This window comes from Parapedobacter sp. ISTM3, assembly GCF_016533505.1.
GTDB lineage: Bacteria > Bacteroidota > Bacteroidia > Sphingobacteriales > Sphingobacteriaceae > Parapedobacter > Parapedobacter luteus.
This window is the reverse complement of the sequence record NZ_JAENGN010000002.1, coordinates 92,600-106,005: the sequence shown is the minus strand read 5'-3', so window position 1 is coordinate 106,005 and position 13,406 is coordinate 92,600. Positions and strand designations below refer to the sequence as shown.

Genomic DNA, 13,406 nt, shown 5'->3' with positions numbered 1-13,406 from the left:
CGCATGGAGCCTTCCCAATCCCCATACATCTCATGCAAGAAAAAGAACGCTTGGGATGATGGAGGCAAGGTAAAGAAGGTGCGCTGGATAGACAATACCTATTTTGGTGTATTTTGCCGAGTGGCCCGTTGAAGCTAAAACTGTATAAATATTTTTTATTTTGCATTTTTATTAATATTATTGTGATATCAAAATAATATCAAAAAAAATAGTCATGATAAACGAAAAAAACACCACTGCAATTTCGGGTTACTTATCCTTTGTTGTGCTGCTGGCTGGCCTCGGTCTCGCAGCGTATGGTATTTACAGCCAGTCGGTGTGGCTGATTGCGATTGGCATTGTGCTGGCATTGGTCATATTGAAAGGCTGGCTTGTTGTCAATCCCAATGAATCTGCCGTATTGATTTTATTTGGCAGTTACCAGGGGACGGTACGGAAGGACGGCTTTTTTTGGGTAAACCCATTGGTCGTAAAACGGACCGTCTCATTAAAGGCGCGGAATCTCGACGGGCAAAAAATCAAAGTCAATGACAAGCTGGGCAATCCCATAGAGATTGCTGCCGTAGTCGTCTGGCAGGTGCGCGATACCGCCAAGGCATTATTTGCCGTAGATGATTACAGCAAATATGTTCAAATACAGAGTGAAGCTGCCGTCCGTCATTTAGCAAATCAGTTTGCTTATGACAACTTCGAGGATGAAGCAGCCGTAATCAGCCTAAAAGATGGTGCGCAGCAGGTAAGCGGGATATTGGAAAAAGAATTGAACGACCGACTGGCCATGGCGGGGATAGATGTGATTGAAGCTCGGATCACCCATTTGGCCTATGCGCCGGAGATTGCCAGTGCGATGTTGCAGCGCCAGCAGGCCACTGCCGTGGTTTCTGCGCGCAGACAAATTGTGGATGGTGCCGTAGGCATGGTAGAGATGGCCTTGGAGAAGCTATCGGAAAAAGACATTGTACAACTTGATGAAGAGCGGAAGGCCGCCATGGTCAGCAACCTGCTGGTGGTTTTGTGCGGCGAACGAAATGTCGCGCCCGTAGTCAACGCCGGTACATTATATCATTAATAATATCTTTGCATCCTTATAACGAATAAAAACGGGAGCTTTTTAATGGCTGATAAAGCGGATAAAAAGGCATTTGCGCTTCGCATACACGCCGATATGCTGAAAGCATTAGAAGAATGGGCGGCAGAAGAATTCAGGAGCACCAATGGGCAAATTGAATTTCTGCTTGCCCAGGCATTGGCACATCGGAAGCGTACGAAAAAGAAGGAAAAAGAATAGTATCGGTCAATTGATTTACAAATTGCGATGACGGTAAACAAACGGCCATCATGCATGTTAGCTACTTACTGGGGGAGCTAACTCATAAAATCAATGAATCATGATAGAAGAGAAATTCACCAACTGCATCGCTGCCTGTTATCGCTGCGCTGATGCATGCGACCACTGCGCAACCTTATGCCTGCGAAACGACCAAGTACAAACTATGGCTGCCTGTATTCATTTAGACCGATTTTGCGCAGATGCCTGCCGCATGGCTGCATCTTTTATGGCAAAAAGCAGCGGAACGGGGCACGAAGGGTATGTCGTACAGCTTTGCGACCTCTGCGCCCAAATCTGCGATGAGTGTGCGGAAGAATGCCAAAAACACGACAATGAACATTGCAAAGCCTGCGCGGAAGCATGCCGGGCGTGTGCCGAGGCGTGCAGAACAATGGCTGCATAGACAACCGTCCATGTCTATGCGCAGCAGCTTACACGGCATCAGGCACCCATGCGCCGAGCAATAACGTGGCACCGACAGCCATAAACTATCCGGCTCATCGGGTGCCCTTTACAAAATTTCACCCCCAACCGTCGGCAAATCCGTGGGCCTGGAGGACATCCTGAGGCACGCCATCCCAAATACCGGGACGGTTGCCGACATAGCCGATATCTTTCACTCCCATCTCGCTGGTAAAGAAGCCTGAAGCGGTGAGGTTGCGTGCTAAGCTGAAGAATGCCACACCTTGTTGCATCTCAGGCCGTGCCTTGCTGGGGTAAGCGATGTCATCCACCAATTGCAATTGCTGTGCTTCCGAGCAATCGACAAACACGCTGCCATACCGCCGTTGGCTTTGTACATTCAGCCACTTCAGTCCGCCCCGCATCGGCGTCTGATAGCTTGGAATATCTTTCACCATAAACTCAATAAATGCAGGCACGCCAGCATCGCTGGCACTTCCGGATACGTCATCCGCCGGAATGATAATGTCGGTCAACACGGTGAGTGTAGCCAGCTCATGCTCGGTAAAAAATTGCTCACCTGCCAAACGTTGGTTGCGTTCATGCTCAAATTCCTGAACACCGGGGAGCTTCCCTCCTCCCGCAGCGGCCTCTTTATTCGTTTCGGCACCGGGCCTACAGGAGTCGATTAGCAATGCGCCGCCTGCCGCGGCGAGGCCTAATGCCTTAATGGAATCTCTTCTGTTCACGTTGCTATGATATGTTTATCCAATGTTTAACTTATTACGCTGCTCCAAAATGTATTCTGCGGTACGCATCGACAGTGCGAGGATGGTCCACGTAAGGTTCTTGTCGCCTTGCTGTACAAACGGTCCGGCATCTACCACAAATAAATTAGGACAGTCATGCGCTTGGCACCACCTATTCAAGACCGACGTTTTAGGATCATCGCCCATACGCGTAGTGCCTCCTTCATGAATGATTTTCCCCGGCGCTTCCAGACCGTAGGACGTTTCTGGGCCAGGCATAGGCGAAGTCATGACGGCGCCCATCTCGTGCAAAATCTCCTTAAAGGTCTCCTGCATATGCTTGGCCTGCGCTACTTCTTCATTGGCCCATTTATAGTGGAACCGGAGTACCGGAATCCCATATTTATCCACCCGATTGGGATCTATCTCGCAGTAGTTGTCATACCTGGCCAATGCTGTACCCCTACCTGCCATACCTACGCTTGCTCCATAAAACCGGCGGTAATCTCCCTTCAGCGACCGGCCGTATCCGCCTTGCTCTCGTTGTTGGCCATCTTGGCCGGGCACCAGGTGATTTACATTCGCTACCCAGTCCATAAAGCCGTATGACGGCATACGCATACCGCCGCCGTATTCGATATGATATCCCCGAGGAAAACTGAGTTTCCTGTTGTCGAGCCACCATGGCGAATAAATGTGTACACTTCCTACCCCATCTTCGTTGTACCGCTTTCTATCCAGCAGTTGCGGCAGAAAGCCCCCCGCACTTGCTCCGGTAGAATCATGCAAATATCGTCCTACCAAACCGCTGCTATTGCCTAGCCCTCCCGGATGTGCTGCCGACTTCGAATTGAGCAACAAGCGGGCACTTTCACATGCACTTGCCCCCAATATGACAATTTTAGCCCGCACGGAATATTCCTGCAAATCCATCGTGTCGACATAAGACACGCCGGTCGCCCGCCCTTCATTATCAGTCAGCACCTCACGCACCATTGCATTGTCTACAACCGTCAAGTTGCCCGTCTTAATGGCCGGAATGACCAAACAGGAAGAAGAAGAAAAATCGCCATACACCCGGCATGCCCTGCCACATTGCCCGCAATAAAAACACGTGCCACGCCCTTCCACACCGGGAAGAGCCTCCGTAAGCACCGATCCACGTCCAGCAATAACCGGGACACCTGCCTTCTGTGCTCCCCTTTTGATATATAATTCGTTGAGCCGCGGCTTAGGTGGTTTCAGAAAAATACCATCCGGCTCGTTGCGAATCCCTTCCACTGTGCCATAAATACCAATCATCCTGTCTACGCGGTCATAATAAGGCTTCACCTCATCATAGGTAATTGGCCATTCGGCGGTCACACCATCCGTTGGTTTGAAATCATCCGGGCCCATGCGCAACGAAATACGCCCCCAATGATTTGTCCGCCCGCCAAGCATTCTTGCCCTAAACCATTCAAATTCGGTACCCGCCGCGCGGGTATAGGGTTCGCCATCCAACTCCCAGCCACCATAGGCAGCGTCGAAATCGCCGAACGGACGCACAGTACTTGCGCCACGGCGAGGTGATTCCCATGGCCACCGCAATTGCAGGGTATCTTTGGCCGGATCGAAAAATGGTCCCGCTTCAAGCATGAGCACCTTTAAACCCGCATTAGCCAACACATAACCAGCCATGCCCCCTCCGGCACCGGATCCGACAACTATTGCGTCAAATACCGTGGGGTTTTCTTTGATTTGATAAGAAATCATTATTTTTCGGTCTATTTATATTGTTATCGTTTAGCTTGAAGGCGATTGACTATCGGTCTGTCGCTATCAATGGCCAAATATAAAATTTTATTGGTTACAAACACCAAATAAATAGCTAAAACGATTATGCATCACTAAACCAGGTCCATTCCGAAAAAAATACAGTAAATTCGTTAAATTAAAAAAACTTGAGTTCAATTGGGGCGCCTGATATTAGCAAGTTCCGGATTGCATGACATGGCCATACTTGCGATTTTTGCCGTATATATTCGTATAACATGAATGACCAAGCGAAGTTAAACTATCACCGGGTTGCTGTAGCAATAGACTATATCAAGCAGCATTTCAAAAAGCAGCCTTCCCTTCAAGAAATCGCGGCGCAGGCGCATACAAGCCCCTATCATTTCCAGCGATTGTTTTGCGAATGGGCTGGTACCAGCCCAAAAAAATTTTTGCAATATGTCAGTGTGGAATATGCAAAACATCTACTTAAGGAAAGACAGGCTACGTTGTTTGAAACTGCACTGGAAACGGGCCTTTCGGGGACCAGTCGGCTGCACGATTTGTTTATCACCATAGAAGGAATGTCGCCCGCTGAATATAAAAACGGTGGCCAACACCTGACCATTCGCTACAGCTTTGCACAAAGCCCTTTCGGCACGCTGATCGTCGCTTCCACCGACAAAGGGATTTGCCACATGGCCTTTTGTGATGATGAACAAACGGCTTTGGGTATACTAAAACAGAAGTTTGCAAATGCTTCATTTGCGCACGTGCCGGAGCCGGTCCACCAAGATGCGCTTGCTATCTTCCAAGGCGACTGGCATAATCTACGAGAAATTAAATTGCATCTGAAGGGCTCCGCATTCCAGCTAAAAGTATGGGAGAGCCTATTAAAAATCCCAATGGGTGGGCTCACCACTTACGGAACAATCGCCAAAGAAATCGGCCGATCATCTGCCTCAAGGGCGGTAGGCAATGCCATCGGCAGCAATCCGGTAGCCTACTTGATCCCATGCCACCGGGTTATTCAATCTACCGGCGCCTTGGGGGATTATATGTGGGGCAATACCCGGAAAACGGCTATCATCGGCTGGGAAAATGCGCAGATCGAAAATAGTCGCCTATTAATCGGCGCTGAGCAGCCGGGGCATTGACTCAATGGGGCGTTGCAGGAGTACTAAACTCGAGGACGACGTGCAAGCATCTTGAGACAATACGTTTGAGCCTGATTACTGAAAAATGGATTTGTTCAATAGTGAAATAGACGAAACAAAAAATTTATTGCCGGAAGGCGGCATCGTCAATTACTATGGCAGGCTGCTATCGCCTCCCGAAGCTGACCACTACCTGACCTATTTGCTTACGGCTATTCCGTGGAAGCCTGACGAAGCCTTTATCTTTGGCAAGCATTACGTCACCAAACGAAAGGTTGCCTGGTATGCTGATATCCCTTATGAATACACCTACTCCAACATTACCAAACGGGCAATCCCTTGGACTCCACAATTACTGGAACTCAAACAGTTGGTTGAGGAAAAGACGGGCGAGCACTTCAATTCCTGCTTACTGAACCTTTATCCTACCGGCGATGAGGGCATGGCTTGGCACAGCGACGACGAAAAGGACCTCAAAAAACATGGTGCAATTGCTTCGCTAAGTCTTGGAGCTGAGCGGCGATTTTCTTTCCGCCATAAGCAAACCAAGGAGACGGTTTCGCTTGCTCTTCCGCATGGTAGCCTATTGGTCATGAAGGGCACCACTCAAACCCATTGGTTGCACCGCCTGCCACCTACAAAACGCGTGAAACACGCGCGGGTAAACCTCACATTCCGGACAATGATCGATTGACTCCCATCTTGCCATTTTTTGAAATCTGCTTTGGGATGCATATCTTGTTGCCGAATAAGCGTAATAGCAAAATGACAGCATTACAAGGCATTGATACGGTCATTGTCCGCGTATCTGATATTGGCCGCGCCAAACAATGGTATCAAGAAAAACTGGGCCTAACGCCTGTGTGGGAAGACACTAAGCAACAATTGGTCGTGCTCGATACCGGTAGCCCAACGAGTTTAACGCTTTGGCAGACCGACAAAAAGGCAACGATTGACCGGGAGTTGGCTTCTTACCCGATTTTCCGAACAACTGATGCAAAGCTGTCGTGGCAGGTACTGCGGGATAAAGGCGCGGATGTCGGCGATTTAATTCGTGATGATTACACGACCTATTTCCGGTGCTATGATCCGGACGGCAATGTATTGGAAGCATGCCAAGTGCACGAGTGAACCGGACGTTGGCTAAGAAGTTGCCTTCAAAAACTCGGCAAGCTTAGCCACGGCGATAGCACGGTGACTGATGGCATTTTTTTCGGCAGCCGCCATCTCGGCAAATGTTTTGTCATAGCCATCCGGGGTAAATAAGGGATCATAACCAAACCCACCGCTTCCCTGTCGCTTGTAGCCGATCTCGCCTTCAACAACGCCTTCAAAGAAGTACGTCTTCCCGTCCAATAGTAAGGAGATAACCGTGCGGAATCGGGCCTTTCGGTTGGGATGGTTACCCAACCGGCTGAGCAACAAATCAATGTTTTTCTCCATGTCCCGCGTACCCGAATAACGGGCAGAATATACTCCCGGCTCATTATTAAGCGCTTCTACTTCCAGGCCTGAATCATCAGCAAAGCAGTCATAGCCATATTTGGTATACAAATAACTACTTTTTTGCGAAGCGTTCGCTTCGAACGTACCACCCGTCTCGGGGATATCGTCCGTGCAACCTATATCAGCAAGCGTAAGCAATCGAATATCATTTCCCACCATCGCCTGGACCTCTTCAAGCTTATGCGCATTATTGGTAGCAAAGACCAGTTCAATCATATCAATAATGTTTTTACAGTACCCCAAAATAACCGTTTCTTTTCGGCATCAGCCAACATCTCGTCAAACGTAAACGTGTGGAAAACCGTAATGCCTTGGTGGGCCAACACTGTGTTGGGTTCGGGATTGGCAAATCCCTCCCAAGGTAGGGATACCCCGAGCGATACCACAATTTTTGGATTGAAAAAGGCAAAAATATCACCTTGCTGTGGCATTGCGGAAAGCGTGCCGAGGTTCAGCAACGCAATGTCGTCGGCCGTTAGCTTCAAAGCGGTTAACGTTTTGGTTAGCGCCTCCAATGCCGATACAGACAGCCACTCGTGTTGCGGATCGCTTGCCAAAAACAGGTAGTTGCGCACGTTTTTGCCATAGAACGGAAACTGCGGGGCCGCTGCCGGAGCGGTAGCCACCGCGGATAGTTCCCCGATGGCTGCCGTGACGGGCGCGTCTTCATCCATACCGAAGAGCGTCTCGGTAATCAAGTAGCGCAATGCTACGGAATCCGTCGTCTGGATGTTCGACATGGCCATACTATTGTCCCAATATCCAAGCAAAAATCAATGGCGCCACAATCGTCGCATCCGATTCTACAATGAATTTAGGCGTATGGATATCCAATTTACCCCAGGTGATTTTCTCATTGGGCACCGCACCCGAGTAAGAGCCGTAAGACGTGGTGGAATCCGAAATCTGGCAGAAATAACTCCAGAACGGAATGTTTTCCATCGCCATATCTTGATAGAGCATCGGTACCACGCAAATAGGAAAATCACCCGCAATGCCGCCACCAATCTGGAAGAAGCCCACGCCTTTCCCTTCGGAATTCTTGATATACCAGTCCGCGAGGTAGGTCATGTACTCAATGCCGCTTTTCATGGTCGATGCTTTGAGCTCGCCCTTAATCACATACGATGCAAAAATGTTGCCCATGGTGCTGTCTTCCCAGCCGGGCACCACGATAGGAAGATTTTTTTCGGCGGCGGCCAGCATCCACGAATTTTTGGGATCGATTTCGTAATACTGTTCCAGCACACCACTGTTGAGCATCTTGTACATAAACTCGTGGGGGAAGTAGCGCTCTCCTGCGTCCTCCGCATCTTTCCATATCTTATGGATGTGCTGCTGGATACGCCGGAACGCTTCCTCTTCCGGGATGCAGGTATCCGTAACCCGGTTGTAGTGGTTTTCAAGCAACTCCCATTCGTCCTGCGGACTAAGATCGCGGTAATGCGGCACGCGTTTGTAATGCGAATGCGCTACCAGGTTCATGATATCTTCTTCGAGGTTAGCACCTGTACAGCTGATGATAGCCACTTTATCCTGGCGGATCATCTCGGCCAGCGAAATGCCCAGCTCCGCCGTGCTCATGGCTCCGGCTAGCGTAATCATCATTTTACCACCCGCGTCAAGGTGGGCCTCATAGCCTTTGGCGGCGTCGACCAGCGCCGCGGCATTGAAATGCAGATAATTTTTTTCGATAAACTGGGATATAGGACCTTTTGTTGTACTCATTTCTTACACTTAGTTTTTGCATACAAAGGTACGGTTTTAAGGTCACAGTTCACAGCTTACCAACCCTCGGGGGAAAACGCTCGCCGCCCGGCGCGGCCGCGAACATTGTAAAAATGATAACATGAGCCCATGGTTTTAGCATTTTACTAAAAATAAACACAAAAAATAGGTAATTATTAACAAACAAAATAAAAATTTGAAAATAATTTAATTATCCGCGAAATAATTACTAATTTAGCAAATTGAATACGCTAACTAAATAGAATGACTGGTAAATTGAGACAACAGGAGGGGCTTTATCAATCTGATTTTGAGCACGATGCCTGCGGTGTAGGTTTTATCGCTAACCTCAAAGGCAACAAAACCCATAGGCAAGTAAGGGATGCGTTGACGATGCTGGAAAACATGGAGCATCGCGGCGCATGTGGTTGCGACCCGGAAAGTGGCGATGGTGCGGGTATCATGATTCAGCTACCCCATGAATTTCTTTGGGAAGAATGCATATCGCTTGGTATCCAATTGAGCGAGCCGGGCTATTACGGCACGGGCATGACGTTTTTACCCAAGGAAGCGGAAGCAAACCGCCTGTGCAGGGAAATCATCCAAAGCGCAGCCGAAGAGAGGGGAATGAAATTCCTCGGTTTCAGGCGCGTTCCTGTCAATGCAGAGGGCATCGGCAGTACCGCATTGAGCGTGGAGCCGGAGATCGTTCAGTTTTTTGTTTCACGGCCGGCAGGGGTGACAAATACGACGGACTTTGAGCGGAAACTTTTTGTACTGCGGCGCCTTATCGCCAAAAAAGTGAGGGAAACAGAAGCACTCACCGAAGAACCGTACATCGCTTCGCTATCTTGCAAAGTGATCATCTATAAAGGCCAATTGACCACCTACCAAGTGGGCACCTATTTCCCTGACCTTACAGACGAACGAGTGGTGTCTGCATTTGGACTGGTGCACTCCCGTTTTTCTACCAATACGTTCCCTTCGTGGCAATTGGCCCAACCGTTCCGTATGTTGGCGCACAATGGGGAAATCAATACGTTGACCGGAAACTTGAATTGGTTTTATGCCGGGCTACGCTCCCTGTCGTCGCCTTATTTTACGGAAGAGGAAATGCAGATTCTGCTGCCCGTCGTGGACGGCCATCAATCGGATTCGGCATGTTTGGACAACGTCGCGGAATTGCTGCTGCATAGCGGACGCAGTATAGCACACGTCATGTTGATGATGGTCCCTGAGGCATGGGACGGAAATACGCACATGGATCCGCTGAAAAAGGCGTTCTATGAATACCATGCCACATTGATGGAACCTTGGGACGGACCCGCCGCACTTTGCTTTACGGATGGGACGACCATCGGTGCGATGCTCGACCGGAACGGCTTGCGCCCTTTACGCTTTGCTATTACTTCAGACGATCGGGTGATTGTGGCTTCGGAGGCCGGCGCACTGCCAATAGACGAGCGCATCATCATTAAAAAAGGCCGTCAGCAACCCGGTAAGATTTTACTTATTGACATGGAGAAGGGCGAAATCCTTTCTGATGCACAGGTAAAGGACGAGCTTGCCCGCAAACAACCCTACGGCGACTGGCTGAATCAGTACAAGATTCGCATGGAAGAACTTGCTGATCCGCGGGTGACGTTCACCTACTTGTCCAAGGAATCGGTATTCAAGTATCAGCAGATATTCGGTTACTCGCGTGAGGATGTGGAAGGCATCATTACTCCCATGGCGCTGGATGGTAAGGAGCCTGTAGGCTCCATGGGTACCGATGTACCGTTGGCGGTACTTTCCAACCATCCTCAACACCTATCAAGTTATTTCAAGCAGTTTTTTGCGCAGGTGACCAATCCACCGATCGACCCGATAAGGGAACGCTTGGTGATGAGCCTCGCCACCTTTATTGGCAATAATGGAAACATCCTCGATGAGGACAAGATGCATTGCCATTGTGTAGCCCTCGAACACCCGATACTCACCAGCAAAGAACTCGAAAAGCTCCGCAGCATCGATACCGGCATCTTCCAGGCTAAAACCTTACAGTGCTATTTTAATGCCACCGGAGAACCCGGCGCATTGGAAGACGGCCTAAAGCGGCTCTGTCGGTATGCAGAGGATGCCGTACGGGACGGCTTTGAGGTGATCATCCTCTCCGACCGTGCCATTGATTCACAACATGCGGCCATACCATCACTGTTAGCGGTATCTGCCGTACACCACCACTTGATTAAAACCGGTCACCGGGGTGCCGTTGGTTTGGTCGTTGAGGGTGGCGACGTATGGGAAGTGCACCACTTTGCTTGCCTGCTTGCATTTGGTGCCACGGCTGTCAACCCCTATATGGCGCTTGCGACCATCCGCACGCTTAAAGAACAGAAAATACTGGACACCGAGCTAACATGGCCTCAACTGGCGAAAAATTATGTCAAAGCGGTATGCGGGGGATTACTTAAGATTTTCTCTAAAATGGGAATTTCTACCCTCCAGTCTTACCACGGTGCTCAAATTTTTGAAGTACTCGGTATCAACAAAGATGTAGTCGACAATTATTTCTGCGGCGCCGTATCACGAATCGGCGGCTTGGATCTCGATGATATCGCGCGGGAGGTGCTAAGCAAGCATAATCGTGGGTTTAGCAGCTCACGCAACGCGAAGGAGCTGCTACCCGAGGGTGGTATATACCAATGGAAAAGAAGAGGTGAAGCGCACCTGTTCAACCCCCAAACGGTTCACCTGCTGCAACAGGCTTGCCGCAGGGGTGATTATGAAACCTACAAGAAGTATGCTGCGCTCATCAACAACCAAAAAGAACGCATGTATACCCTTCGTGGGCTGCTTGACTTTGCGAGGCATCGCACACCGATTTCCATTGATGAAGTCGAACCGGCAGAAAATATCATGAAACGTTTTGCCACGGGTGCCATGTCGTTCGGTTCCATATCCCATGAAGCACACAGCACCTTAGCCATTGCCATGAACCGCATCGGCGGCAAGAGCAACACCGGTGAAGGCGGAGAGGACGAGATCCGCTACAAACCACTGCCCAACGGTGATTCGATGCGGTCGGCCATCAAACAGGTGGCTTCCGGCCGCTTTGGCGTTACATCCAATTACCTAACGCAAGCCGATGAGTTGCAAATCAAAATGGCACAGGGTGCAAAACCGGGCGAAGGTGGGCAACTACCCGGACACAAGGTGGACGATTGGATTGCCCGGGTGCGGCATTCTACTCCGGGCGTCGGACTGATTTCGCCCCCACCCCACCACGATATTTACTCCATCGAGGACTTGGCACAGCTTATCTTTGACCTGAAAAATGCCAACCGGGAAGCGAGAATAAACGTAAAACTGGTATCAAAGGCCGGCGTAGGCACTATCGCTGCGGGGGTAGCAAAAGCCCACGCCGACGTCATCCTTATTGCAGGATACGATGGCGGCACCGGCGCTTCGCCCATCAGCTCCATTAAACATGCTGGTCTGCCCTGGGAGTTGGGCCTGGCCGAATCGCACCAGACGCTGGTCAGGAATGGCCTGCGCAGCCGCGTGGTATTGCAGACGGATGGACAACTTAAAACCGGGCGGGACATCGCTATTGCCACCTTGCTGGGTGCTGAAGAATGGGGAGTAGCTACAGCTGCGTTGGTAGCCGGTGGCTGCATCATGATGCGCAAATGCCACCTGAATACCTGTCCCGTGGGCGTTGCCACGCAAGATCCCGAATTGCGTAAGCTATTTACCGGCAAGCCAGAAGACATCGTCAACCTGTTTAAGTTTCTCGCAGAAGAATTGCGCGAAATCATGGCCGAATTGGGCTTCCGCACCATCAATGAAATGGTCGGCCGAGCACAGTTTCTCAAAAAACGCGAAAATGTGGATCATTGGAAGATAAACAAACTGGACCTTTCAGGCATCCTCCATGTAGCCCACAGCCAGGCAGGTGATACCCTGTATCAAACCGAACAGCAAGACCACGGGTTGGATATGATACTGGATTGGGGGTTGGTAACCCAAGCCCGTAAAGCATTGGAAAGCAAAACTCCGGTCTTTGGTACATTCAACGTAAGGAATACCGACCGGACTATCGGCACGTTGCTTTCCAACGAAGTATCCAAAATATACGGCGGAGAAGGGCTTCCGGATAATACCATTAATTACAAGTTTACAGGCTCGGCAGGACAGAGTTTCGGTGCCTTTGCGGCAAAGGGGTTGTCATTTGAACTGGAAGGTGAGGCCAACGACTACGTGGGCAAAGGGCTTTCAGGCGCACAATTGGCTATCTACCCACCGCCTAGCAACCAGCGGATTGCACATGAAAATATCATCATCGGCAACGTTGCTCTATATGGGGCCACCTCCGGCCACCTTTTTGTGTGTGGTCAAGCCGGCGAACGCTTTGCCGTGCGCAACTCGGGCGCTACTGCCGTGGTCGAAGGCGTCGGCGACCACGGGTGTGAATACATGACCGGAGGCCGGGCACTTATCCTGGGCGCTACAGGGCGCAACTTTGCCGCTGGCATGAGCGGGGGCATCGCCTGGGTCTACGACCTTGAGGGCACTTTCCGGGATAACTGCAATACTGAAATGGTGGATCTTGATCCGCTTGACACCGAAGATGAAACAGCTATCATTGCCCTGCTCAAACGGCATATTCACCTCACGGAAAGCAAGCGTGCTACGCATATCCTCCAGAACTGGAAAACTGAGAAGGCTTATTTTATCAAAGTATTCCCCCGGGAATATAAGAGTGTACTGCGGGCAAAGTTAGTAGAAGCATAA

The 13,406-nt window shown here is 50.1% G+C and carries 12 protein-coding genes; 7 read left to right on the top strand and 5 right to left on the bottom strand.

From position 1 onward, the window contains the following. Positions 1-214 precede the first annotated feature (214 nt). The 3 genes from JHJ32_RS03155 to JHJ32_RS23095 all read left to right on the top strand — a co-directional run bounded on the left by JHJ32_RS03155 (position 215) and on the right by JHJ32_RS23095 (position 1,733). Complete coding sequence (locus JHJ32_RS03155) at positions 215-1,069, top strand: SPFH domain-containing protein (protein ID WP_200119798.1); 855 nt, start codon at positions 215-217, stop codon at positions 1,067-1,069. A 45-nt stretch (positions 1,070-1,114) separates the two neighbouring features. After that, positions 1,115-1,288, top strand: coding sequence for an Arc family DNA binding domain-containing protein (locus tag JHJ32_RS03150; protein ID WP_079716849.1), 174 nt, complete (start codon positions 1,115-1,117; stop codon positions 1,286-1,288). 100 nt (positions 1,289-1,388) lie between these two features. Then, the gene (locus JHJ32_RS23095) at positions 1,389-1,733 is read left to right on the top strand and encodes a four-helix bundle copper-binding protein (protein ID WP_200119797.1); all 345 of its coding nucleotides are present in this window, start codon (positions 1,389-1,391) and stop codon (positions 1,731-1,733) included. 118 nt (positions 1,734-1,851) lie between these two features. On the opposite strand, the gene JHJ32_RS03140 is transcribed toward JHJ32_RS23095, so the two are convergent. Beyond that, positions 1,852-2,481, bottom strand: a complete 630-nt coding sequence (locus JHJ32_RS03140) for a gluconate 2-dehydrogenase subunit 3 family protein (RefSeq protein ID WP_200119796.1) — start codon at positions 2,479-2,481, stop codon at positions 1,852-1,854. Between the two features lie 15 nt (positions 2,482-2,496). Next, positions 2,497-4,236: a GMC family oxidoreductase gene (locus JHJ32_RS03135; protein WP_079716853.1), complete on the bottom strand. Its 1,740-nt coding sequence runs from the start codon at positions 4,234-4,236 to the stop codon at positions 2,497-2,499. Positions 4,237-4,514: 278 nt separating this feature from the next. On the opposite strand from JHJ32_RS03135, the gene JHJ32_RS03130 reads away from it, so the two are divergent. The 3 genes from JHJ32_RS03130 (at position 4,515) to JHJ32_RS03120 (ending at position 6,524) form a co-directional block, all read left to right on the top strand. After that, entirely contained in the window at positions 4,515-5,393 is an 879-nt protein-coding gene (locus JHJ32_RS03130; protein WP_200119795.1) for a methylated-DNA--[protein]-cysteine S-methyltransferase, read from the top strand. Between the two features lie 85 nt (positions 5,394-5,478). Next, on the top strand, positions 5,479-6,087 hold the full coding sequence (locus JHJ32_RS03125) for an alpha-ketoglutarate-dependent dioxygenase AlkB (RefSeq protein WP_200119787.1): 609 nt from the start codon (positions 5,479-5,481) through the stop codon (positions 6,085-6,087). Positions 6,088-6,158: 71 nt separating this feature from the next. Further along, a complete protein-coding gene (locus tag JHJ32_RS03120; RefSeq protein ID WP_200119785.1) occupies positions 6,159-6,524 on the top strand; it encodes a VOC family protein in 366 nt (121 codons plus the stop codon). A 12-nt stretch (positions 6,525-6,536) separates the two neighbouring features. Here the strand turns inward: JHJ32_RS03120 and JHJ32_RS03115 are convergent, their stop codons facing one another. Genes JHJ32_RS03115 through JHJ32_RS03105 form a run of 3 tightly spaced genes read right to left on the bottom strand, consistent with a single transcriptional unit; the run spans position 6,537 to position 8,627 of the window. Then, a complete protein-coding gene (locus tag JHJ32_RS03115; protein WP_200119783.1) occupies positions 6,537-7,115 on the bottom strand; it encodes a non-canonical purine NTP diphosphatase in 579 nt (192 codons plus the stop codon). Beyond that, positions 7,112-7,645 carry a hypothetical protein gene (locus JHJ32_RS03110; protein ID WP_200119781.1) on the bottom strand — a complete coding sequence of 178 codons (534 nt, stop codon included), beginning with the start codon at positions 7,643-7,645 and terminating at the stop codon, positions 7,112-7,114. The genes JHJ32_RS03115 and JHJ32_RS03110 overlap by 4 nt, the downstream gene beginning before the upstream one ends. 1 nt (position 7,646) lies before the next feature. Continuing rightward, the gene (locus JHJ32_RS03105) at positions 7,647-8,627 is read right to left on the bottom strand and encodes a deoxyhypusine synthase family protein (RefSeq protein ID WP_079716858.1); all 981 of its coding nucleotides are present in this window, start codon (positions 8,625-8,627) and stop codon (positions 7,647-7,649) included. Between the two features lie 264 nt (positions 8,628-8,891). On the opposite strand from JHJ32_RS03105, the gene gltB reads away from it, so the two are divergent. Then, complete coding sequence (gene gltB, locus JHJ32_RS03100; RefSeq protein ID WP_200119779.1) at positions 8,892-13,406, top strand: glutamate synthase large subunit; 4,515 nt, start codon at positions 8,892-8,894, stop codon at positions 13,404-13,406.